This window comes from Streptomyces sp. CY-1, assembly GCF_047218265.1.
GTDB lineage: Bacteria > Actinomycetota > Actinomycetes > Streptomycetales > Streptomycetaceae > Streptomyces > Streptomyces niphimycinicus.
Genome location: NZ_CP178393.1, coordinates 3,833,547 through 3,856,086 on the forward strand (window position 1 = coordinate 3,833,547; position 22,540 = coordinate 3,856,086).

Consider the following 22,540-nt stretch of genomic DNA (forward strand, 5'->3'; position numbering starts at 1 on the left):
ATCAACGGGCATGCTCGGCTCTGTTCAAGGACCGATGCAGTTGTCGAGGTGCCCGTTGTCGCTCCACCCCCGTTCTGGTGAGCAAGTCCCTTCTCTGACCGTGCAGATGGCGCGAGCGAGCAACTCGGGCGGTACAACGGCGATGTGGGTGAGAGACCGCCTGGGCGGGCCGTGGCGCGACGAGGACTTCGCCAACTGGTACCCGCGCGACGGCCGCCCAGGGCTCTCGCCCGCCCATCTGGCCACCTCTGTGTGCTCCAGTTCCTGCTCGGTCTGTCGGACCGGCAGGCGGCCGAAGAGGTTCGCTGCCGCATCGATTTCAAATACGCGCTGGCCATGGAACTGGACGATCCCGGCTTCCACCACAGCGTGCTGGCCGACTTCCGCGACCGTCTCATCGAGGACGGCCGAGCCGACCGTCTCCTCGACCTCGCGCTCGCGCGTCTGAAGAAGGCCGGTCTCGTCCGCGAGCGCACCACCCAACGCACGGACTCCACTCATGCCCTGGCCGCGGTGCGCGACCTGACCCGGCTGGAACTGGTCACCGAGGCCGAAGGCCCCCCGACACCCGGCCACCCCGAGGCGCAAACGACTTTCCTGCCTGGCACCGAGACGTTCTCGCCACCCCGACCCGGCACCCTTTCAAGATCTCCACATATCCAGGAGCCCAGGTATCCACTCTGTCCATATTCGCCCGACCGGCGACGCGCGCCCTGCGCTACCCAGCCTCACGGGAGACTCGGCCCCGCGCGATACGGAAGACCCGTAGGTCAGTGCCATATCCGCACCTGACTACCCTTCAAGTGGAGGAACCTGTTCAGCAGTCATGTTGCCCAGTGGAGACTGCGCACCTGGATGACGCCCACTGCCGCTGAAGAGGCCCGGAAGCAGGCCGTGGCTGCTGGCCTCCAGGACGAGGAGCTTGCCGCGACGGTTGAAGCCGCCCAGCTCGCCGCAGCGATACAGGCGAAGGACCAAGGGATCCGGCCAATGGAGTACCCGAGCTCTCCGCTTGCAGCCGAACCGCAGGACCTCGCTGCCGAGATCGCATTCCAGCGCAAGGTCGCCGCCGCCTTCAAGGCTTCCCCCATCGTCGCGGCCGTCCTCACCCCTACGGTTCGCAGCCGCCCGACCACGCAGGAGCCCATCTGATGACCGGCCTCCCGGTAGGACACCTACCTGAGCCCTTCGACGCCGCGTTAACCGATGCCCTCTGGTTGCGGATCTCCCAGCAGATCGTGGAGGTCGCGTACAAGCTCTACGGCGAGGCACCGAAGGCCGACAGCGTACGCACCCTGTCCCTGAGCCTGGAGTCCGCCGACAACCTCGTCGGCTTCCGCACGAAGCAGGAGAGGAAGCGCCAGGAGTGGGGAGACGCCTACGTCGAGACCGGCCGCGTGTGGACGCACGAGAACGGCGAGGCGCTGCACCCCGATGCGCACTCCGCTGGTGATCCCCGAAAGTGCCTGGCAAGGCGACATCGCCGTCTTCTTCGCCCACGGCGCACAGCAGTCAGGTGACACATGGGCCGTTGGAGCGCAGACGCAACCCGACTCGGATCGCCTCGGCATGATCACCCTGGCCGGGCGGGGCCGGGACGACGCCGCCAACGCGGCCGTGAAGTGGATACGGGATCACTGCACCGCGAACGACCTGGAGCTGGTCCGGGTCGAGAACTTCAGCGACCGGTACCCGGAGGAGCAGCGAGCGGTCTTCTCGCTCACGCGCTTTACGATCGCCCGTTCCGATCCCCCGGGCCTGGATGGCTGGGCGCTGCCGACGGGTCTGCCGCCCGCGGCAGCCCGGACTGCCCGCCGGGCTCCGAAGGGTCGTCGGAAGGCGGCGACGGCCCCTGCCGTCCGCTGATGCGTCCCCGCGTCCACTACGTGTCCACTGGATCTTCGTCTGAACGGATGAACGAGAGTCCCCGCATCGGCGCGGCGACTCCCGTTCCTGCGTCTGCGCAGGTCAGGATGGGTCTGCCCGCGTAGTGCCCTGGTGGGGCGGGTGGGACTCGAACCCACGGCCGACGGATTATGAGTCCGCTGCTCTAACCGGCTGAGCTACCGCCCCGTAACGGCGCGTCGTACACATCTGCGCGCGCCGTCTGCCGCAGCATAGCCGCTCATACGATCTGCTGCTTCGAAGGGCCGGTGATGGGAGCCCCCCTGGCTTCGATCATGGCGTAGATCACGTCCACGGGGGCCCGGAAATGAAAAAGGACCCCTCAAGGGGTCCTCCTCACTGCTCCCCCGACTGGACTCGAACCAGTAACCCTCCGGTTAACAGCCGAATGCTCTGCCAATTGAGCTACAGGGGACCGAGCTCCCCCGACTGGACTCGAACCAGTAACCTGCCGGTTAACAGCCGGCTGCTCTGCCAATTGAGCTACAGGGGATTGCTCCGTGTGCCGCGACCGTGACCCCGCCCGGGGCTTCCGGACGGCGTGCGCTCGCTGCGACACATACATTAGCGCAAGCAGGGGGGTGCTCCGCCAATCGGTTCGCCGCGTCCGCCCTCGGGCGATCCGCGGCCGTTCCAGGGATGATCTTCTACGTGATCGTGGGTGATCTGCGGCGCGGGCGGGTAGGCGCGCAGCACGACCCCGGGGTCCGGACGTGAAGGACAGCGAGAAGGGCAGGTCGATGCGCTACCGGCTGACGTTCATCACTGGGATGGCTGTGGGTTACGTGCTGGGCACGCGAGCGGGCCATGAGCGGTACGAGCAGTTGCGCGCCTGTGCGCAGAAGTTCGCGCGGAATCCGGCCGTCCGCAACACCGCCGAGTCGGCCGCGCAGGGAGGCCGACTGGCCGCCGTGCGGGCGCTGGACAAGGTCCGGCCGCTGCGCGAGAAGATCGGGCAGCGCGATGCCCGCGCGGTGGGCGAGGACGACTGGGGCACCAGCAACACCTAGCCGCGGCGGTGGCATGATCTGATCCATGGGGATAGTCGCCGGGTTGGACAGTTCGTCCGAGAGCACACGAATCGTCGTCTGTGACACCGATACGGGTGCCGTGATCAAACAGGGGTACGCCCCGCACCCGGTCGGCGGCAGCGGCGATGTGGATCCGCAGGCGTGGCTGATGTCCCTCGGCGAGGCCGCCGAGGGCGGGCTGCTCGAAGGGGTCCAGGCCATCGGCGTCTCGGCGCAGCAGCACGGGCTGCTGGCGCTGGACGCGGGCGGGGTGCTGGTGCGCCCCGCGCTGATGGGCAACGACAAGCGCGCCCAGTCCGCGGCCGCCGACCTCACCGAGGCGCTCGGCGGCCGCACCGCGTGGGCCCAGGCGGTCGGCGCCGTGCCGACCGCCTCGCAGCCGGTCGCCAAGCTGCGCTGGCTGGCGCGGAACGAACCGGATTCGGCGCACCGCGTGGCCGAGCTGATGCAGCCGCACGACTGGCTGGTGTGGCAGTTGCTGGGGCGGCCGGTGCGGCGTACGACCGACCGCGGCACGGCCTCCAGCAGCGGCTACTGGTCGGCGGCGAACGGATCCTGGCGCCCCGACCTGGTCCACTTGGCCCTCGGTCACCAGGTGCGGCTGCCCGAGGTCATCGGCCCCGCCGACGCCGCCGGGCACACCCCCGAGGGGCTGCTGATCTCCGCCGGTACCGGCGAGACCATGGCCGCCGCCTTCGGGCTCGGGGTGGGGATCGGCGACGCGGTGATCTCGCTCGGCGCCTCCGGCTCGGTCTTCTCCGTCCACCACGAGGCGCTGGCCGATCCGACCGGCACGATCCTCTCGTACGCGGACGCCACCGGGATGCATCTGCCGGTGGTGCATACGCTCAACGCGGTACGGACGCTGCGCGGTACGGCGGAGCTGCTCGGTACGGATCTCGACGGGCTCTCCGCGCTCGCGATGAAGTCCACCCCGGGGTCGTCCGGGCTGGTGCTGCTGCCCTATCTGGAGGGTGAGCGGACCCCGCATCTGCCACATACGGCCGGCACGCTGACCGGGCTGCGGCGCGAGTCGATGAAGCCCGAACATCTGGCGCGGGCCGCGTTCGAGGGGATGCTGTGCGGGCTCGCGGACGCGCTGGACGTGCTGCGCGGGCGCGGTGTCCAGGTGCGGCGCGTCTTCCTGCTCGGGCCCGCGGCCGATCTTCAGGCCGTCCGCGCGATCGCGCCCGCACTGCTGGGGGTGCAGGTCGTCGTGCCCCAGCCCGCCGACTACGCCGCCCTGGGCGCGGCCCGCCAGGCCGCGTGGGCGCTGGGCGCCTCGCACGGCACCCAGTCGCCGCACGAGCCGCCGCGCTGGCCGGCCGCGGCGAGCCAGGTCTTCGAGCCGGGCGAGGAGCTGCCGGTGGGGCAGGCGGTGCGGCAGCAGTACGTGGCGGTGCGGGAGCAGACCCACCCCGGGGCCTTCGAGCCCGACGCCTTCGAACCCGGGACCGTCGAGCCGGGAGCCCAGGAGACCGTGGGGCACGCGGCGGGCGGTGGGTTCGAGGCCGGAGGGTTCGAGGCCGGACGGTTCGAGGCCGGACGGTTCGAGGCCGGGGGGTTCGAGACCGGGGGCGGTCATGGCCATGGGGCAGGCGGCGGGTACGGGGCCATGTGAGGCCCAGGCCCCGCGGCCTCGGGACGCGGGGTCGATGCCCGGATCGCTAGTCCAGGTAGCCCCGGAGCTGGTCGGCGAAGGCGTGGTCGCGCAGCTTGTTGAGCGTCTTCGACTCGATCTGGCGGATCCGCTCCCGCGTCACCCCGAAGATCCGGCCGATCTCCTCCAGCGTGCGGGGGCGGCCGTCGGCCAGTCCGTACCGCAACTGCACCACCTTGCGTTCGCGCTCACCGAGCGTCGACAGCACGGCCTCCAGATGCTCGCGGAGCAGCAGGAAGGCCGCGGACTCCACGGGTGAGGCCGCGTCGCCGTCCTCGATGAGGTCGCCGAGGGCCACATCGTCCTCCTCGCCCACCGGCGCGTGGAGCGACACCGGCTCCTGGGCCAGCCGCAGCACCTCGCTCACCCGCTCCGGGAGGAGGTCGAGATGGGCGGCGACCTCCTCGGGGGTGGGTTCGTAGCCGCGCTCCTGGAGCATCCGTCGCTGGACCCGCACCACCCGGTTGATCAGCTCGACGACATGCACCGGGACCCGGATCGTCCGGGCCTGGTCGGCCAGGGCGCGGGACATGGCCTGGCGGATCCACCAGGTCGCGTACGTCGAGAACTTGTACCCGCGGGCGTAGTCGAACTTCTCGACCGCGCGGATCAGGCCGAGGTTGCCCTCCTGGACCAGGTCGAGCATGGTCAGGCCGCGGCCGATATAGCGCTTGGCGACGGAGACGACGAGGCGGAGGTTGGCCTCGATCAGCCGGCGCTTGGCCATCCGGCCCAGGACCACCAACCGGTCGAGGTCCACGGCGAGTTGGGAGTCGAGGTCGGGGGTGTTGCCGAGCTTCTCCTCGGCGAAGAGACCCGCCTCGACCCTGCGCGCCAGTTCGACCTCCTCGACCGCGGAGAGCAGCGGTATCCGCCCGATCTCGCGGAGGTACTGGCGGAAGAGGTCGGCGGAGGGACCGCTGGTGTCGGCGCGGGCGGGCGGCTCGATCGGTTCGACGGGCTCTACGACGGTTTCGACGGGTTCGCTTGGCTCGGCGGGCTCGACCGGCTCGACCGGCTCGACGGATTCCGCTTCGGGGCCGGAGTCGGGATCGGGGTCGGCGGCTACGTCGGCCATGGCGTCCGGCGCGGCGTCCTGGTCGGTCTCCGGTGCACCCTCCGAAGCGAGGTCCGCCGGGTCCTCGGGCACGGCCGGCGCTACCGGTGCGGCGCCGGGCGGGCGGTCGGACACGGGGTGCGGCGAGGCCGCGAGGGCCGCGTCGGTGAGGGTCTGGGTCTGCACGGGGGCGACCTCCAGGGTGATCGCTGCTGAGGGGGCAGAACGATCGGGCACGGCACGGCGGCCGCGCCGCCGTCCGTCCCGTACATCATGAGCGGATCTGCGGGGGATTCCGGCCCTACCTGACCAACACCGCCGCGCTCCGAGGACTCAGGCACCGCACCCCAGTGTGGAGTACGACACAGGCCCGCCACGAGGGGCGTGCGGGCATTTTTTGCTCAGCGGCCCGTGACCGTACGACTACCCGGCGGCTACAGCGCCCCCTCCGGCCCGCCCGCCGAGGCATGAACGGGCCGGCCGGAACCCATCCATGAGCCCCTTACCGCCCGCACTGCCTTGAGCTCCCGCCCGGCCTACAGCGCCGCCGCGCCCCGGTCCCGGAGGGACTGGCCGTACTGCTGCAACACCCACAGCTCGTTCTGCACGGCGGCCAGGTGGGCGGGGTCCGCATGCTGCCCCAGGCGCTGGAGGGCGCCCCGCACCTCGGTCACGCGCTGATTCACGGCGGCCAGCCGTACGGCCACCAACTGCACGCCCGCGTAGACCTCGTCCGGGTCGCGGCGGGTGTGCGGCGGCTCGACGGCCAGCTCGGTGACCATGGCCCGGACCGTGTCGTCGGGGGCCGCCTCCCGGACCCGGGCGAGATAGTCGGCGTCCGCGGCGGCCGTACCGCCCGCGTCCTCGATGGTGCGGCGCACCGCCGCGTACGGCGGGGCGGTGAACTCGTCGATGCCGTAGGCGTCGAAGGCCGGGGAGACCAGGTCCGGATGCTGAAGCGCCAGCTTGAGCAGCTCGCGCTCGACGCGGTGGGCGGGGCTGCGCAGATTCAGCGCCGGGCCGCGCGGGACCGGCGGCGCGCCCCCGGCGCCAGGGCCTCCGGGCCCGCCCGGCCCGCCATTGCCACCCGGACCGCCATGCCCGCCCGGGCCGCCGCCGCGCTGGTCACCCCGGCCGCCGTACCGGGACCCGCGCGGGCCGCCGCCGCGCTGATCGCCGCGGCCGCCGTGCTCCGGGCCGCCCGGGCCGCCGTTCTGCCTGCTGCGGACCAGCCCGCGCACCCGGCGGATGATCGACTGCTCCTCCGCCTGGGTGGCGATGCCGACCATCCCGATCAGCCGGATCGCATAGCGGTCCCGCAGCCCGGGGTTCTTGATCGCCGCGACGACCGGCACCGCCTCGTCGACGGCGGCGATGCGCCCCTCCTCGGTGTCCAGGTTGTACCGGGAGACGATCGACTTCAGCGCGAAGGCGAACAGCGGCGTACGGCTCTCGACCAGGGACGCCACGGCCTCGTCGCCGCGGGCCAGCCGCAGTTCGCACGGGTCCATCCCGTCGGGCGTGATCGCGATGGAGGTCTCGGCGGCGAACCGCTGGTCGTCCTCGAAGGCGCGCAGGGCCGCCTTCTGCCCGGCCGCGTCGCCGTCGAAGGTGAAGACGACCTCCGCGCCCGCGTTGTCCATCAGCAGCCGTCGGAGGATCTTGATGTGGTCACCGCCGAAGGCGGTACCGCAGGTGGCGATGGCGGTGGTGACCCCCGCGAGATGGCAGGCCATGACGTCCGTATAGCCCTCGACCACCACCGCCCGGCTGGCCTTGGCGATGTCCTTCTTGGCGAGGTCGATGCCGTAGAGGACCTGGGACTTGCGGTAGAGCGGGGTCTCGGGGGTGTTGAGGTACTTCGGCCCGTTGTCGTCGTCGCGCAGCTTGCGGGCGCCGAAGCCGACGACCTCGCCGGAGATGTCCCGGATCGGCCACATCAGGCGGCCCCGGAAGCGGTCGATGGGGCCGCGCCGGCCCTCCTGGACGAGCCCGGAGAGGATCAGCTCCTTGTCGGTGAAACCGCGGCCGCGCAGATAGCGGACGAGGTGGTCCCAGCCGGCCGGGCTGTAGCCGACGCCGAAGTGCTGCGCGGCGGCCTGGTCGAAGCCGCGCTCGGCCAGGAAGGTGCGGCCGATCTCCGCCTCGGGGCGCTCCAACTGCTCGACATAGAACTGCGCGGCCACCTTATGGGCCTCGACCAGCCGGGTGCGCTCGCCCTGCTGGCGGCCTGGGGTGTAGCCGCCCTCCTCGTAGCGCAGGGTGATACCGGCCTGGGAGGCCAGCCGCTCGATGGTCTCGGCGAAGGAGAGGTGGTCGATCTTCATCACGAAGTCGACGGTGTCGCCGCCCGCCTGGCAGCCGAAGCAGTAGTAGAGCCCCTTGCTGGGGCTGACCTGGAAGGACGGGGACTTCTCGTCATGGAAGGGACACAGGCCCTTGAGATTGCCACCTCCCGCGTTGCGTAGCTGGAGGTATTCGGACACGACGGCGTCGATCGGGACCGCTGCCCGGACCGCCTTCACGTCGTCATCGTTGATCCTGCCTGCCACGCCCGAATTCTACGGCCGGGGTCCGACACGGCTGTCCGTCGCCTGCCGGACCCCGGTGGGAACGCGCCCGAGGACCTACGGGAGCAGCGAGGCCAGCGGGACGGACGGGTCGGCCAGGGCCGCCGTGTCGAGCTGGTCGCCGCCGCGGATGAGCCGTTGGATCGATTCGGTGACGTCCCAGACGTTGACGTTCATGCCCGCGAGCAGCCGGCCGTCGTTCAGCCAGAAGGCGATGAACTGCCGCTTGCCGACGTCGCCGCGCACCAGCACCTGGTCGTAACTGCCGGGCGGGGCGTAGCCGGAGTACTCCAGGCCGACGTCGTACTGGTCGGAGAAGAAGTACGGCACCCGGTCGTACGCGACGTCCTGGCCGAGCATGGCGCGGGCCGCCGCCGGGCCGCCGTTCAGGGCGTTGGCCCAGTGCTCGACGCGCAGCCGGGCGCTGCGCGGAAGCGCGGCCCGTACGGGGGTGCCCTCGAGGAAGCCGAGCGGGGCGGAGGCGACGTCGCCCGCCGCGAAGATGTCCGGGTCGCTGGTGCGCAGCGAGGTGTCGACCGCGATGCCGCCGCCCGCCGCGCGGTCCACCACCTCCAGGCCCGCGGCCTCGGCGAGGGCGCTGCGCGGGGCGGCGCCGATGGCGGCCAGGACGCTGTGGGCGGGGTGCTCCTCGCCGTCGTCGGTAAGGGCGGCCAGCACCATGCCGTCCTGGCCGGTGATCTCCGTAAGGCGGGCACCGAAGTGGAAGCGGACGCCGTGCTCGCCATGGAGGTCGGCGAAAAGGGCGCCCAGCTCGGGGCCGAGGACGGGGTGCAGCGGGGTGGGCTCGGGCTCGACGATGGTCACCTCGGCGCCGTAGCCGCGCGCGGCGGCGGCGACTTCGAGGCCGATCCAGCCCGCGCCCGCGATGACCAACTGGCCGTTGTCCCGGCCGAGGGTGGTGAGGACGCCCTTGAGCCGCTCGGCGTGGGCGAGCCGGCGCAGATGGTGGACCCCGGCCAGATCGGTGCCGGGGATGTCGAGGCGGCGCGGCTCGGCGCCGGTGGCCAGCAGCAGCCGGTCGTAGTGGACCCGGGTGCCGTCGCCCAGGGTCACGGCCTTGGCGGCGCGGTCCAGGTGGACGGCGGGCAGGCCGAGGTGGAGCTCGATATCGGCCTGGGCGTACCAGGCGGGCTCGTGGACGAAGACGCTGTCGCGCTCCTGGCTGCCGGTGAGGAAGCCCTTGGACAGCGGGGGCCGCTCATAGGGGTGGTCGCGCTCGTCACCGATGAGGATCACCCGCCCGGTGAAGCCCTCCGCTCGCAGGGTTTCCGCGGCTTTCGCCCCGGCCAGCCCCCCTCCGACGATGACGAATGTCTGGTGTGCGTCGACCACTTGTTGTCCTCCTCGCTGCCGAGCAGTGCCGAGCAGTGCCTCTATGAGTGCCTTACCCCGGTCGCGTCAGGTCGTGCGCTCCGAAAGCGGGGCCAAATGCTGGGCCCATGGCTGTGCCAGAGGCCGTGCGCATGGCCGTGCCCACGGCTGTGCCGAAAATCCGAGCCCGAAACCTGTGGCGAAAGCTGTGTCACAGGGGAGCCTCCCGCACGGCGAGTGCGTCCGGAAGGGCCCGTACGCCGGACGTGTGCACGCGAGCCGGATCCGGCGGGCGGCGGTTCACGCGGCGGGCGGCGGTTCACGCGGTGAGCCGGGCGTGGAGCCACCGGGCCGAGGTGTCGGTCAGGGAGGCGATCTGGTCGACGATCGCCCGCAGCCGGCCCCGGTCGTCCCCGGCCGCGTCGAAGATCGCGCGGAACTGGGGGTCCAGGCCGTCGGGGGCGCGGGCGATCAGGGCCTCGCCCAGCTCGGCGACAACGACGCGCTGATCGGCCCGGACCAGCTCCTGGTCGGGGCGCTGGATGACATACCGGTCGGCCACCGCCTTGAGGACCGCGCACTCCAGGCGCGCGGCGCGGGGGACGACCAGCTCGGCGTGGTAGCGGGTGAACCGGCCCGTGCCGTACGCCGCGCGGGTGGAGCCCTCGGCGGCCAGGCAGAAGCGGCCGATGAGCTGGCTGGTGGCGTCCTTGAGGCGGGCCTGGGCGACGGACGAGCCGTCGTAGCGGTGCGGCCACCACTCCTGGTCCAGCAGCCGGTCCAGCGCCTCGGCCAGCTCTTCGGGCTCGGCCCCCGGGGCGTAGCCGTCGGCGGCGACGGCGAAGACCTCGCGGCGCTCGGGCTCGGAGAGCAGGCTCGCGGGGTCGAGATGGCCCGCGTGCAGCCCGTCCTCGACGTCATGGACGGAGTACGCGACATCGTCGGCCCAGTCCATGACCTGGGCCTCGAAGGTCTTACGCCCCTCGGGGGCGCCCCGCCGGAACCACGCGAAGATCGGGAGGTCGTCCTCGTAGACCCCGAACTTCGGGGAGCGGGGGCGGTACGGATGGCCGCCGCGCGACCAGGGGTACTTGGTGGCGGCGTCCAGCGCGGCGCGGGTGAGGTTGAGGCCGACGCTCACCGGCTCACCGGCCTCCGGGCCGGGGACGAACCGCTTCGGTTCGAGCCGGGCCAGCAGCCGCAGCGACTGCGCGTTTCCCTCGAAGCCGCCGCAGGGCTCGGCGATCTCGTTGAGCACCCGCTCGCCGTTGTGCCCGAACGGCGGATGGCCGAGGTCATGGGCGAGGCAGGCCGTCTCCACCAGATCCGGGTCGCAGCCGAGTGCGGCCCCCAGCTCACGGCCCACCTGGGCGCACTCCAGGGAGTGGGTCAGCCGGGTGCGGGGCGTGGCGTCGTAGGCCAGGGCGCGCCCGGCCGGTCCGGGGTCGACGGCGGGTGTGGCGGGCACCACCTGGGTCTTCCCGGCCAGCCTGCGCAGCGCGGCGGAGTGCAGCACCCGCGCCCGGTCCCGCTGGAAGGCGGTCCGGCCCGGCCGCTTGTCGGGCTCCGGCGCCCAGCGCTCGAGGTCCGCCGGGGCATAGCCGGGGACGTGGCCGGTGTCGGCCTCGGGGGCACCGGTCGGAGAGGCCGGATCCGGTTCAGGGGGTGCGCTGCGGGTCATACACCGACGGTAGCCGCCGGGGGTGACAAGGGCGCAAAAGCGAGGGTCTGTTCGTACCGGCGCAGTATGAGACGCGCCACCGCCGGGTGGGCGCCGAGCGGGGCGGCCGCGATCCTGGGGGCGGCGCTTGTGCCCTGCGCGGCGCTCGCGCCCGGGGCGGCGTTCGCGCACTGCGTGGCGAAGCGGCCGGGCGCGGTGAAGTAGGAGGCGACGGCGATCCGGTCATGGCCGAGGGCGGCCAGGGCCCGTACTGCCTCGGGCACGGTGGGCCCGGAGCCGGAGGCGTAGCCGGGCAGCACGGGCACACCGCCGAGCCGGGCGCTGAGCAGGGCGGCGGTCCGGGCCACGTCGACGGCCGCGTCCGGGTCGCGGGAGCCCGCCGCGGCCAGGACGACGCCCGCCCGGTGCGGAGCCGGTACGCCTGTCCCGTGCGGAGCCGCGACGCCCGCGATGCCCACCCCGTGCGGAGCCGCGACCTCCGCGACGCCTGCCCCGTACGCGGCCGCCGCGCCCGTTCCGTACGGAGCCGTCGTGCCCACCCCATGTGGAACCCCGGCCCGGTGGCCTGCCTCCGTCAGCCGGGCGTGCAGCGCCTCGGCGAGCAGCGGGTCCGGGCCTAGCGGGGCGGCGATCCGGACGGCGAGGTGGGGCGCGGCGGCGACGGCGTCAGGGATGTCTTGTTTGGTGTGGTGGCCGCGGCTCAGGAGCAGCGGGACGAGCACGGCCTCACCGCGCAGCGCGGCCAGCGTGTCGGTCAGCAGCGGCTGGTCGAGCTCGATATGGCCGAGGCGTACGGGCAGCCCGGGGCGGAGCGCGCGGACGCGGTCCAGGAGTGCCGTCACGGTGCGCAGCGCCTCGGGGTCCCGGCTGCCGTGGGCCACGGCGACAAGCGTCGGCGGGCGGTCGCGGCCGCTCCGGCGGACGCCGTGGCCGCTGCCGGGCCGGCCACCGGGGCAGTTGCCGTGGCCCAGCCGGTCGAGCTGGGTGGTGAGCTGTGCGGTGAACCGGGTCATCAGCCGCGGTGCACTGTCGAAGTCCGCCGTACTGTCGATATCGGCCGTGCCGTCGGGGCCGGAAGAACCGGAGTGGGGCGTCATGACCAGAGCCTGGCAGCGCCGGATTGCACCGCCGTTGCGCCGCCGTGACGGGTGGTTGCGCCGATTTCACCGGCTGCCGGGCCCCGCGCTGAGGTCCGCTTCCCGCGGGCGTAATCCGGGACGACGCGGGCCGTAACACGGCCGTAGCACGCTCCTCGCATGGCGCACGTTCCCGGGGAGCACTCCCCCGCCCCCGAATCCGCTCCCGACCCCGTCCCCGTCCCCGTCGACACGCACTGCCCTTACTGTTCGCTCCAGTGCGGGATGACGCTGCGCCCGCTGCCTCCCGACAAGGGGGCGGGCGACGGGCAGCCGGGCGGTGTCGAGGTCATCGAGCGCACCGCCTTCCCCGTCAACCGCGGCGCGCTCTGCGGTAAGGGCCGCACCGCGCCCGCCGTGCTCTCCTCCCGGGTGCGCCTGACCGAGCCGCTGGTTCGCCGCCCTGACTCCGGTCGGCTCGAACCGGCCACCTGGGAGGAGGCCCTCGACCGGATCGCCGAGGGCCTGGCGGCCACCGGCCGGGCGCATGGCCGCGACGCGGTGGGGGTCTTCGGGGGCGGCGGGCTGACGAACGAGAAGGCGTACGCGCTGGGGAAGTTCGCCCGGGTGGTGCTCGGCACCTCGCAGATCGACTACAACGGCCGGTTCTGCATGTCCTCGGCCGCCGCCGCCCATCAGCGGGCCTTCGGTCTTGACCGCGGGCTGCCGTTCCCGCTGGCGGACGTGGCCCGCACCGGCTGCGTCGTCCTCGTCGGCTCGAACCTGGCCGAGACCATGCCGCCCGCGCTGCGCTATCTGACCGAGCTGAAGGCGGCGGGCGGCCGGCTGATCGTGGTCGATCCCCGGCGCACCCGTACGGCGGAGCAGGCGGATCTGCATCTGGCGCCGCGGCCCGGCACCGATCTCGCGCTCGCGCTGGGGCTGCTGCATCTGGTGGTCGCGGAGGGGCGGGTGGACGAGGAGTTCGTCGAACGGCGCACCAGCGGCTGGCCCGAGGCACGGGCCGCCGCGATGGCCCACTGGCCGGAGCTGGTGGAGCGGATCACGGGCGTCCCCGTTCCTGAGCTCCGTAAGGCGGTCACGATGTTCTGTGACGCCGAGAACGCGATGGTGCTGACCGCCCGGGGCCCCGAGCAGCAGTCCAAGGGCACCGACACCGTCGGCGCGTGGATCAACCTGTGTCTGGCCACCGGCCGCGCGGGCCGCCCGCTGTCCGGCTACGGCTGCCTGACCGGCCAGGGCAACGGCCAGGGCGGTCGCGAACACGGCCAGAAGGCCGACCAGCTTCCCGGCTACCGCAAGCTGACCGACGCGGCCGCGCGCGCCCATGTGGCGGCCGTATGGGGCGTGGGGCCCGACGCCCTCCCCGGGCCGGGGCGCAGCGCGTACGAACTCCTGGACGCGCTCGGGCGGGACGTCCGGGCGCTGCTGCTGATGGGCTCCAACCCGCTGGTCTCCGCCCCGCGCGCGGCCCATGTGGAGTCCCGGCTGCGGTCGCTGGACTTCCTGGCGGTCGCCGACGTCGTGCTCTCGGAGACCGCCGCGCTCGCCGATGTCGTCCTGCCGGTGGCGCAGTGGGCCGAGGAGACCGGGACCATGACCAACCTGGAGGGCAGGGTCATCCTCCGCCGGGCGGCGCTGACCCCGCCGCCGGGCGTCCGGACGGATCTGTGGGTGCTGAGCGGGCTCGCGGCCCGGCTCGGCTGGGAGAAGGGGTTCCCGGCCGACGCGGAGGAGGTCTTCGAGGAGCTGCGGCGGGCCTCGGCCGGCGGCCCGGCGGACTACTCGGGCATCACGTACCGGAGGATCGAGGAGGAGGACGGGGTGTTCTGGCCCTGCCCGGAGCGCGCGGAGGAGACCGGCCGTGCGGACGCGGAGGGCACGGAGGGCGCGGAGAAAGTCGGCCCGCACCCCGGTACGCCGCGGCTCTTCCTCGACCGGTTCGCCACCGACGACGGGCGGGCCCGCTTCGCCCCCGTGAGCCATCGCCCGGCCGCCGAGGAGCCGGACGCCGCGTATCCGGTGCTGCTGACGACGGGCCGGGTGCTGGCCCAGTACCAGTCCGGCGCCCAGACCCGGCGGGTCGCCGAACTCAACGAGGCCGCGCCCGGCCCCTACGTCCAGCTCCACCCGCTGCTCGCCGAGCGGCTGGGAGCGGCCGAGGGCGTGCCGATCGCGGTGGTCTCCCGGCGTGGCCGCGCCGTGGCCCCGGCCTGGATCAGCCGGGACATCCGGCCGGACACGGTGTTCATGCCGTTCCACTGGGCGGGGCCGGGGCGGGCCAACACGGTGACGAACCCGGCGCTGGATCCGGTGTCGCGGATGCCGGAGTTCAAGGTGTGCGCTGTACGGCTGGAGCTGGCCGAGGGCTGACCGCCCCAGGGCTCAGCGGGTCCAGCCGTCGACCTCCTTCAGGTACGCCGCCCGCGTCTCCTCGTCCAGGAAGGCGGCCTCGAAGGAGTTGCGGGCCAGGGTGCGCAGGGTCGTCTCGTCGAGGCCGAGCGCGTCCCGTACGGCGGTGTAGTTGTCGCCGACGTAGCCGCCGAAGTAGGCGGGGTCGTCGGAGTTGACCGTCACCAGCAGACCGGCGTCCAGCATCGCGGGCAGCGGATGGTCCGCCAGGCGGTCCACGACGCGCAGCCGGACGTTGGACAGGGGGCAGACGGTCAGCGGGGTCCGCTCCGCGACCAGCCGGGCCACCAGCGTCTCGTCCTCCAGACAGCGCACCCCGTGGTCGACGCGGTCCACGCCGAGGATGTCCAGCGCCTCCCACACATACGCGGGCGGCCCCTCCTCCCCCGCGTGCGCGACGCACTTCAGCCCGGCCTCCCGCGCGAGCGCGTACACCTCGCGGAACTTCGACGGCGGATTCCCGACCTCCGCCGAGTCCAGACCGACGGCGGCGATCCGGTCCAGGTGGGGGCGGGCCGCCTCGAAGGTCTCCAGGGCCGACTCGGCGCTCTCGTCGCGCAGGAAGCACATGATCAGGCGGGTGGTGATGCCGTACGTCCGCGGCGCCGCGTCCAGCGCGCGGGCGATCCCGCGGATGACCGTGTCGATCTCGACACCGCGCGCGGTGTGCGCCTGCGGGTCGAAGAAGATCTCGGCATGGCGCACACCCTGCGCACGGGCGCGGGCGAGATACGCGTTGGTGAGGTCGGCGAAGTCGTCCTCGGTGCGCAGCACGGTCATCAGCGCGTAGTAGAGGTTCAGGAAGTCCTGGAGGTCGCTGAAGGAGTACGCGGCCCGCAGCTCCTCCTGGGTGGCGTACGGCAGCTCGACCCCGTTGCGCTCGGCGAGCGCGAAGGCCAGATCGGGCTCCAGGGTGCCCTCGATGTGGAGATGGAGCTCTGCGGTGGGGATCGGGGGCATGGAGGGGATCACCTGCTGGTCCTCGGTGGTGCGGAATGACTGGTCAAGGCTATGCGGGAGCGGATGCATCACCCTTGTGGGGGTAATGCGAACGGAAGACGGATAGCACCGGGGGGCCGTCGCTACGGTGAGCGAGACAGTACGCTCCGTAGCAGATGGAGGACACGGTGACCGCGATATTGGAGCGGCCGATGACCACAGAAACACCGGATGCCGAGGAGCCCCGCAAGGGGTTCGAGGAACTGCTCCGGACCACGGAGGAACTGGATACACCGGACGGCTACAAGGCCGAGCTCATCAGGGGGAAGATCGTCGTGTCGCCGTGGTCGAGGCTGCCGTACCTGTGGCCCATGCGGGAACTTCGGCTGCGGCTGGAGCCCCATGCGCCCAAGGGGCATATCGCGGAGACATCGCCGTTCCTGTTCACCTTCCCCTCCGCTGAGCGGGCATTCGGCCCGGATCTGTTCATCGCGGATGGCAAGGCTTTCCGGGGCGTCGAGGGACGCCATGCCGACAGCGAGGCACTGTCCCTCGTGGCCGAGTTCACGTCAGTCTCCACCCGGGATGTCGACTGGCAGGAGAAGCTCGAGGTCTACGGTCGCCATGTGCCGATCTACCTCGTGGTCGACATGCAGTCCGAGGAGATCACGGCCTTCTGGGACCCGTCGGACCGCGGGTACCACGCACGGATGACCGTTCCGTTCGGCAAGCCATTGCCCGTCCCCGCGCCGTTCGACTTCGACCTCGACACGAACATCTTCCTTGAGGCCGAAGAGCCCGAAGAGGAGGAAACCGCCGAATAGCCCGACGCAACCGCCGCCCCCTCTCCCGCGTCCCACAGCGCGACCGGATCGGTGATGCTAAGAGGGGGAGCGCATGCTGGGGTGGGTGCGGGGGCGGTTGCCGCGGACGCGGCGCGGGTGGCGGCGGCTGGTGCAGGGGTGCGTTCTCGTCTGCGTACTGGCCCTGCTCCCCGCGACCTGGCTGCGGCTGACCACGGACGACCGGATCCATACGGTGGCCGATGTGCCCTCGGCCCCGGTGGGCGTGGTCTTCGGGGCGGGGCTGTGGAACGGGGAGCCGTCGCCGTATCTGGCGCACCGGCTGGACGCCGCCGTACGGCTCTACAAGGACGGCCGGGTCCATGCGCTGCTGGTCACCGGGGACAACAGCCGCCATGACTACGACGAACCGGACGCGATGCGCGGGTATCTCGTCAAGCGCGGGGTCCCGGACCGGCGGATCGTGAGCGACTTCGCGGGGTTCGATACCTGGGACTCGTGCAGCCGGGCCCGGCGGGTCTTCGGGGTGCACAAGGCGGTGCTGGTCAGCCAGCGGTTCCATGTGCGGCGGGCGCTGGCGCTGTGCGGGGCGGCGGGGATCGACGCGTACGGGGTCGCGGTCGACGAGCCGCACGATATGACCTGGTACTTCGGTGGGACGCGGGAGGTCGTGGCGGCGGGCAAGGCGGCCCTGGACGCGGCGTTCGAACCGGATCCGCACTTCCTGGGGCCGCGGGAGCGGGGGATCGAGCGGGCGCTGGCGGGGCGGGGGGACTCCGGCTCCCGCTGAGCCATCGGCCCGCCCCTCGCCCCCCTGTCGCCGGTCGCCGGTCGCCGGTCGCCGTCAGCCGATCGTCGTCTCCGACACCACCCACGCCAGATAGTCCTCGCTGCCGTTCACGATGGGCATCGCGATGACCTCGGGCGTCTCGTAGTCGTGCGCCTCGCGGATATGCGCCTCCAGCTCGTCGTAGCGGGCGGCGGTCGTCTTGAACAGCACCTGCCACTCGGCCGCCGTCTCGACCTCCCCCTCCCACCGGTACACGGATGTCACGGGCTGGCTGATCTGCGCACAGGCCGCCAGCCGGGCCTCGATCGCCCCGCGGGCCAGCGCCTCGGCCTTCTCGGGGGTGTCGGTGGTGGTCAGTACGGTCAGGTAGTCGGCCACTGCTGCGGTACCCCTCTCCACGGCGCGGTCGTACGGTCCGACACCGCGCGCGGCTGCGAACTGGCGCCCACCACGCTAGCCGGTGAGGATTGAGGGAACCCGCCGACGATCAGACCGGACCGATCGAGGGGCTCTCATGGATGACCTCACCACGCTCGCGCGCCACCATCTGGACCAGGCCAAGGCCGATCCGCACGGGCGCAGCGCACATCTGTTCCTGCACGACGGCCCGCTGCGGCAGAGCGTGATCGCCATGGTCTCCGGCTGTGAGCTCGATGAGCACAACGCTCCTCCGGCGGCCAGTCTCCAGGTGCTGCTCGGGCATGTACGGCTGACCGGCGGCGGCGACCGGATGGATCTCATCGCGGGCCAGGTGCAGGAGATCCCGCATGAGCGGCACGGGTTGCGGGCGTTGGAGGACTCGGTGGTGCTGCTGACCGCCGTGACCGCCACGCAGGGCTGTCCCACCCCCTACGCGGACGCGGCCACCGCCTGACGGCGACCTGGGACCTGGTCGCCGCCCCCGCCCCGGAGCCGGGTGAGCGGACCACCGGAGGCGAGCCGGTCACGGCTCGCCTCCGGCTCGGGTCCGCGGAGCAGCGTGGGGATCAGGTGAGCTTTCGCGCCCCTGTCGAGAGCTTTCGCGCGCCTATCGGGATGGGGTCGTGACGGACACCTCGGCGGACGGGCCGGTGCCGGTGGCCGTCAGGGCCGCGAGCGAGAAGGTGTACGCGGTGGATGGGCGCAGATTGCCGATCACCCGCAGCATGCCCTTGGCCCGGGGCTGGGCGACCAGGACGTCGCGGCCGGTCACGGTGATGGTGCGGCCGTCGGAGACGGTGATCCGGTAGCCGATGACCGGGGTGTCGCCGGTGGTCTTGGGCGGGGTCCAGGACAGCCTGGCGGCCGTGGCCTCCGCGTTGACCTTCACGCCGGTGGAGACGGCGGGCAGGGCGCCGGGGCCGTCGGCGGTGGGCGTGACGGGGGCGGCGGCCAGCGACCGCTCGCTCTGCCCCACCCGGTTGCGGGCCGTGACGGTGACCGTGTACGGCGTGCCGTTGGTGAGCCCGTCGACCACCGCGTACGCGGTGCGCTTGAAGCGCGCCGCCGGGACGGTGGTGGAGACGGTGTGGCTGCCGTTGGTGGCGGTGACGGTGTACGAGGTGACCGGGGAGCCGCCATCGACGTACGACGGGTTCCAGGTGACGTACGCCGAGCCGTCCGCCGCGAAGTCGCCCACGCGGGTGGGTGCTTCGGGTACGGAGCGGGTGGCGAAGGTGCGGTCGAGCAGCCCTCGGTAGCGGGGTTCGAGACCGGCCGCGGCCACGATGCCGGCCGGTGCCTTCGAGGGGTCGGCCAGGATGTGGTTGCCGGAGGTCACCACGCCCTTGTCGTCGCCGTCGCGGTCGCCCTGCTCCCAGTAGTTGCCGACGATGCGGGTCGGGTCGTTGTTGCCGAGGTTGTCGCGGTAGTCGACATGTGCGCTGAGGACGTTGGCCTGGGCGCCGTAGAGGACGTTGCCCTCGACCGTGACGTAGGTGCAGCCGTTGTCGGTGTAGACGGTCCGGCCCAGCCCCCATCCGTCGTGGATGACATTGCCGGTGATCTTCTCGCCGTTGTCGAGGGAACTGCCGGTGAGGCCCTGGGTGTAGACGCCCGCGCCGTCGTCGAGGGCCTGCATGTAGTCGTGGATGAGGTTGTTGGCCACCGAGTTGTCATGGGACACATTGGCGGTGGCCGGTTTGCCGATCTTGTCGGGCCAGCCGCCCCAGCCCATGGAGATCGCCGAGTAGCCGACATGGTCGATCTGGTTGTGGACGATGGTGTTGTTCTGGGTGTAGCCGTTGAGGATGGCGACACCGCCGTGGTACTCGCGGGGCAGCGCGTAGAGGTGGTTGTTGGTCACCGACACCTTGCGGGTGAGGTCGGCGTCGCTGCCGGGCCGGGGGGCGTCGACCCCGCCGATCTCCATGCCGTTGCCGGAGATGTCGGTGAAGACATTGCCGCGCACGGTGGTGTTCCGCGTTCCGGTGCCGAGTTCGAGCCCGGCCGCGCCGAGGTGGACAAAGGCGTTGTCGGAGAACTCCAGGTCGCGGCCGTGGCTGATGGCCACGTTGCCGGGCATCCTGGTCCAGGACGCGTACGGGCAGGTGCCGCCCGGGGTGTATTCGCACAGCCCCTGGGTCTTCCAGCCCTCCGCGCCGGTCACCGTGTAGCCAGCCTGCACCTCGGAGAAGCCCTCGGATGAGGAGGGGGTGAGCCAGGTGGCGTACGAGAACTGGATGCCCCGCAGGGCGATGTCGTGCAGCGGCGCGCTCCCCGTGCCCCGCCCGTCGATCAGCTTCTCCAGGACCGGTGCCTCCACATCCGCGGTGCGCGGGTCCTCCCCGGCGCGCGGGCGGTAGTAGACGGTGCGGGTGTGCCGGTCGAGGTACCACTCTCCGGGCTGGTCGAGGACCTCGAAGGCGTTCTCGACATAGCCGGGCAGTGCGTCGCTGGTGAGCTTGCCGGGGCCGACCATGTTGATGCTGCGGCCGGGGATGTCGGGGAACTCCACGCGCTTGGTGGAGTTGTCCCAGCACGGCTGGGCCATGGTGACGGTGGTGCCGCTCATCGAGCCGATCGGGCAGCGCGGTTCGGTCCAGGGGCCGAGTCCGTACTGCTGGATGTTCCACAGCGCCTCACCGCTGGGGTAGACGAACTCGATGTCCGACGGGTTGCGCCAGCGGGCGAGGGTGTCGGCGGACGCGGTGTAGCCGGTGGCGGTGGACTTGAGCGTCACCGGTATCGGCCCGCGGGCCCGCTGGGCGCGGACGCCGTTCACATACAACTGCCGGGTGTTGTCCAGCCCGGCGGGCGCGGGCGCCGACCACAGCCCGGACCCGCCCTTGACCGGCTTCCAGCGCTGGACGGCCCGGCCGCCGCTGAACACGGTGCCCTCGCCGCCCTGCCAGATGACGCGGTGTCCATTGCCCCCGGAGTCACGGGAGTCGAGGACGAGCGGGCGGGCGAGGCGGTACGTACCCGGCGCGAGGTGCACGGTGAGGTCGGCGGCCAGGCGGTCGGTGCGCTGCCGTACGAGGTCGCGGGCGCGCTCGGGGGTGCGGACGGGGGCGGTGCGGGTGCCGGGCGCGCGGTCGTCGCCGCTCGGCGCGACATACACATCGGGGGCGGGGCGAGGCGCCCGCGCCACGGCGTCCGCGGTGCCGCCGAAGGCGGCGCCGAGGGTGGCGAGGACGGCCGCGACGGCGGCGAATCCCGGGGCCTTGCGGGCGGTCCGGGTGCGTGAGCGTACGTACTCCGACATGTCCCTCCCTGCGGAACCTTGCTGGAACCTGTTGGAACCCTGCTGGAACTCGTGGAGTGGCCCCGGGAAAGGTAGGATCTATAAGAGGAACACGTCAATATAGACGGCAGAATCCGCCTCGCCTTGCCCCCAAGGCGTCAATTCATTGGATCTATTGGTGTGTCAGGGCGTCGTGTCGTAGAGGACGGCGAACCGGCCGCGGGCCTCGTCGTCCTCCGACAGCCGCCAGCCCGCGCTGACATGACCCCGGACCCCGGCCGTCTCCGCACCGGACTCCGGACGCAGAACGCGCGTCATCTGGAGGGCGGCCCCGTCGCCCAGCAGCAGACGGGTGCCGTCCGGCCCGTTGGCGACGGCCGGTGCCTCGGCGGGCCCGGCCGGGACCTCGAACCCGGCTCCGGTCACCTCGGCGGTGACGGAGGGGTCCGGGGTGTCGGACACGCTCTGCGCCTGCGGTTCGGCACGGCCTTGGAGGAGTGCGAGCAACTGACCCACGAGCACCGGGTCATGCGCCCCGTCGTAGATCCACCGCTGCCCCAGCACCCCGTGCTCGGTGGTGCCGATGAGGGCCTGCTCGGCTCCGTCGAGCGGCGCCGCGCGGTAGGTCATCGGTACGTGGTACCAGGCGGGCCGGTCACCGGCGTCGTCCCGCACCACCATGAACTCGATGCCCACCTCGCCCTCCGGGTCGTCGAGCCGGAAGCCACCGGCCCGGGACAGCTCCGGCGCGCGCTGGGCGGCGGCGTACCACGGCTGCCCGGGCAGCCAGCCCGTGAGCAGTTCCGTCTTGGTCGGACTCATCGTGGTCTTGTGAATGATCGACATGATGGGAGAACGCCCGGCCCCGGCGTGTGCTTCCCGCGGAACGCGCGAAGGCCCGGCGCGCCATGCGCGCCGGGCCGCCGGCCGATCCCCCCACGGGCCGGCCGGTTGGTTCAGGAGCGGGTCGCCCCGACCGCCGCGCCCGTCGCGTCCGCGGACCGGTCGTCGGCGCGGTGCCCCTTCTCGACCGTCACGATCTCGCAGGTCTTGGACGGCTTACCGGGCTTGGTCGGCTCACTGTGCTTACCCGGCTCGACCGGCTTGGTCGGCGTCGTGGGGCGGGCGGGGACGGCGGAGACGTCGTCCTTGCTCCCGGCCTTGCCCTTGATGATGACGACCTCGCACCACTCCTTCCCGGGCTTGCCCGGGAAGGTGGGGATGGCGGGGACGTCGCAGATCTCGCCGTGCCCGCGGGCACCGTCCTTCGGCGCCACGGTGACCGTCTTGCCGTCGGCCTTGACCGCCGCGGTGGCCTTGACCGCCTCGGTCAGCTCGACCGACTTGGCGGGCTTCGCGGGCTTGGCGGGCTTGACGCCCTTGGCGCCGTGCACCACGCGGCAGGTGACCGTGTCACTGGGCTTCGTCTTGGAAGGGGAAGCGGAGGACGACGCCGAGGCGGGGACCGCGGCACCCAGCGCCAGGGCACCGGCCGCCATGGCGAGCACGACACCGCGCCGCTTCGCGGACGTGGCACGAGGCAGGAAATGAGACATGGGCACAGCTCTCCTTGATTCGGGGAGTGGAACTGGCTGCCGA

Annotated in this window: 20 protein-coding genes and 3 tRNA genes; 10 read left to right on the plus strand and 13 right to left on the minus strand. The window is 72.1% G+C overall.

All coding sequences use genetic code 11. The annotated features are described in order from the left end of the window. Nucleotides 1-252: 252 nt before the first annotated feature. The 4 genes from ACK1X7_RS16705 to ACK1X7_RS16720 are packed head-to-tail and all read left to right on the plus strand — an operon-like array spanning nt 253 to nt 1,866. Nucleotides 253-792: a transposase gene (locus ACK1X7_RS16705; protein ID WP_390793353.1), complete on the plus strand. Its 540-nt coding sequence runs from the start codon at nt 253-255 to the stop codon at nt 790-792. 51 nt (nt 793-843) lie between these two features. Then, entirely contained in the window at nt 844-1,152 is a 309-nt protein-coding gene (locus ACK1X7_RS16710) for a DUF6545 domain-containing protein (protein WP_413116883.1), read from the plus strand. Then, complete coding sequence (locus ACK1X7_RS16715; protein ID WP_385142581.1) at nt 1,152-1,520, plus strand: hypothetical protein; 369 nt, start codon at nt 1,152-1,154, stop codon at nt 1,518-1,520. Before ACK1X7_RS16710 ends, ACK1X7_RS16715 begins: the two co-directional genes overlap by 1 nt. Before the next feature lie 49 nt (nt 1,521-1,569). Beyond that, complete coding sequence (locus ACK1X7_RS16720; RefSeq protein ID WP_390793352.1) at nt 1,570-1,866, plus strand: hypothetical protein; 297 nt, start codon at nt 1,570-1,572, stop codon at nt 1,864-1,866. A 130-nt stretch (nt 1,867-1,996) separates the two neighbouring features. Here ACK1X7_RS16720 and ACK1X7_RS16725 read toward each other — a convergent pair. The 3 genes from ACK1X7_RS16725 to ACK1X7_RS16735 form a co-directional block, all read right to left on the minus strand. Beyond that, nucleotides 1,997-2,073: transfer RNA gene (locus ACK1X7_RS16725), tRNA-Ile, on the minus strand. Nucleotides 2,074-2,247: 174 nt separating this feature from the next. Further along, a tRNA-Asn gene (locus ACK1X7_RS16730) sits at nt 2,248-2,320 on the minus strand. Between the two features lie 5 nt (nt 2,321-2,325). Beyond that, nucleotides 2,326-2,398: transfer RNA gene (locus ACK1X7_RS16735), tRNA-Asn, on the minus strand. Nucleotides 2,399-2,645: 247 nt separating this feature from the next. On the opposite strand from ACK1X7_RS16735, the gene ACK1X7_RS16740 reads away from it, so the two are divergent. Continuing rightward, on the plus strand, nt 2,646-2,915 hold the full coding sequence (locus tag ACK1X7_RS16740) for a hypothetical protein (RefSeq protein WP_014060441.1): 270 nt from the start codon (nt 2,646-2,648) through the stop codon (nt 2,913-2,915). 25 nt (nt 2,916-2,940) lie between these two features. Next, the gene (locus ACK1X7_RS16745) at nt 2,941-4,557 is read left to right on the plus strand and encodes an FGGY family carbohydrate kinase (RefSeq protein ID WP_413115264.1); all 1,617 of its coding nucleotides are present in this window, start codon (nt 2,941-2,943) and stop codon (nt 4,555-4,557) included. Between the two features lie 46 nt (nt 4,558-4,603). On the opposite strand, the gene ACK1X7_RS16750 is transcribed toward ACK1X7_RS16745, so the two are convergent. The 5 genes from ACK1X7_RS16750 to ACK1X7_RS16770 form a co-directional block, all read right to left on the minus strand. Further along, on the minus strand, nt 4,604-5,839 hold the full coding sequence (locus ACK1X7_RS16750) for an RNA polymerase sigma factor (protein WP_390793350.1): 1,236 nt from the start codon (nt 5,837-5,839) through the stop codon (nt 4,604-4,606). 350 nt (nt 5,840-6,189) lie between these two features. Continuing rightward, on the minus strand, nt 6,190-8,205 hold the full coding sequence (dnaG, locus tag ACK1X7_RS16755; RefSeq protein ID WP_385145287.1) for a DNA primase: 2,016 nt from the start codon (nt 8,203-8,205) through the stop codon (nt 6,190-6,192). A 75-nt stretch (nt 8,206-8,280) separates the two neighbouring features. Beyond that, nucleotides 8,281-9,576: an NAD(P)/FAD-dependent oxidoreductase gene (locus ACK1X7_RS16760; protein WP_385145289.1), complete on the minus strand. Its 1,296-nt coding sequence runs from the start codon at nt 9,574-9,576 to the stop codon at nt 8,281-8,283. A gap of 298 nt (nt 9,577-9,874) precedes the next feature. Then, the gene (locus ACK1X7_RS16765) at nt 9,875-11,236 is read right to left on the minus strand and encodes a deoxyguanosinetriphosphate triphosphohydrolase (RefSeq protein WP_385145291.1); all 1,362 of its coding nucleotides are present in this window, start codon (nt 11,234-11,236) and stop codon (nt 9,875-9,877) included. Continuing rightward, nucleotides 11,233-12,249, minus strand: coding sequence for a sirohydrochlorin chelatase (locus ACK1X7_RS16770; protein ID WP_390793388.1), 1,017 nt, complete (start codon nt 12,247-12,249; stop codon nt 11,233-11,235). Before ACK1X7_RS16770 ends, ACK1X7_RS16765 begins: the two co-directional genes overlap by 4 nt. A 243-nt stretch (nt 12,250-12,492) precedes the next feature. Here ACK1X7_RS16770 and ACK1X7_RS16775 point away from each other — a divergent pair, with 243 nt between their 5' ends. Next, nucleotides 12,493-14,706 (plus strand): molybdopterin oxidoreductase family protein, encoded by a 2,214-nt coding sequence (locus ACK1X7_RS16775; protein ID WP_413115265.1) that lies wholly within the window; start codon nt 12,493-12,495, stop codon nt 14,704-14,706. 12 nt (nt 14,707-14,718) lie between these two features. Here ACK1X7_RS16775 and ACK1X7_RS16780 read toward each other — a convergent pair whose 3' ends face one another. Further along, a complete protein-coding gene (locus tag ACK1X7_RS16780; protein ID WP_385145308.1) occupies nt 14,719-15,705 on the minus strand; it encodes an adenosine deaminase in 987 nt (328 codons plus the stop codon). Nucleotides 15,706-15,872: 167 nt separating this feature from the next. Here ACK1X7_RS16780 and ACK1X7_RS16785 point away from each other — a divergent pair, with 167 nt between their 5' ends. Together ACK1X7_RS16785 and ACK1X7_RS16790 are read left to right on the plus strand one after the other, a co-directional pair. After that, nucleotides 15,873-16,508 (plus strand): Uma2 family endonuclease, encoded by a 636-nt coding sequence (locus ACK1X7_RS16785; protein ID WP_385145295.1) that lies wholly within the window; start codon nt 15,873-15,875, stop codon nt 16,506-16,508. Nucleotides 16,509-16,581: 73 nt separating this feature from the next. Continuing rightward, on the plus strand, nt 16,582-17,277 hold the full coding sequence (locus ACK1X7_RS16790; protein WP_390793346.1) for a SanA/YdcF family protein: 696 nt from the start codon (nt 16,582-16,584) through the stop codon (nt 17,275-17,277). Between the two features lie 54 nt (nt 17,278-17,331). Here ACK1X7_RS16790 and cutA read toward each other — a convergent pair whose 3' ends face one another. Continuing rightward, nucleotides 17,332-17,655 carry a divalent-cation tolerance protein CutA gene (gene cutA / locus ACK1X7_RS16795; protein WP_078641256.1) on the minus strand — a complete coding sequence of 108 codons (324 nt, stop codon included), beginning with the start codon at nt 17,653-17,655 and terminating at the stop codon, nt 17,332-17,334. Nucleotides 17,656-17,791: 136 nt separating this feature from the next. Between cutA and ACK1X7_RS16800 the strand changes: the two genes are divergently transcribed. Next, complete coding sequence (locus tag ACK1X7_RS16800; protein WP_385145298.1) at nt 17,792-18,151, plus strand: cupin; 360 nt, start codon at nt 17,792-17,794, stop codon at nt 18,149-18,151. A gap of 153 nt (nt 18,152-18,304) precedes the next feature. Here ACK1X7_RS16800 and ACK1X7_RS16805 read toward each other — a convergent pair whose 3' ends face one another. The 3 genes from ACK1X7_RS16805 to ACK1X7_RS16815 form a co-directional block, all read right to left on the minus strand. Next, nucleotides 18,305-20,962, minus strand: a complete 2,658-nt coding sequence (locus ACK1X7_RS16805) for a fibronectin type III domain-containing protein (RefSeq protein ID WP_413115266.1) — start codon at nt 20,960-20,962, stop codon at nt 18,305-18,307. A 162-nt stretch (nt 20,963-21,124) separates the two neighbouring features. After that, on the minus strand, nt 21,125-21,787 hold the full coding sequence (locus ACK1X7_RS16810; RefSeq protein WP_390793345.1) for a maltokinase N-terminal cap-like domain-containing protein: 663 nt from the start codon (nt 21,785-21,787) through the stop codon (nt 21,125-21,127). A gap of 110 nt (nt 21,788-21,897) precedes the next feature. Further along, nucleotides 21,898-22,497 carry a hypothetical protein gene (locus ACK1X7_RS16815; RefSeq protein ID WP_413115267.1) on the minus strand — a complete coding sequence of 200 codons (600 nt, stop codon included), beginning with the start codon at nt 22,495-22,497 and terminating at the stop codon, nt 21,898-21,900. Nucleotides 22,498-22,540 lie beyond the last annotated feature (43 nt).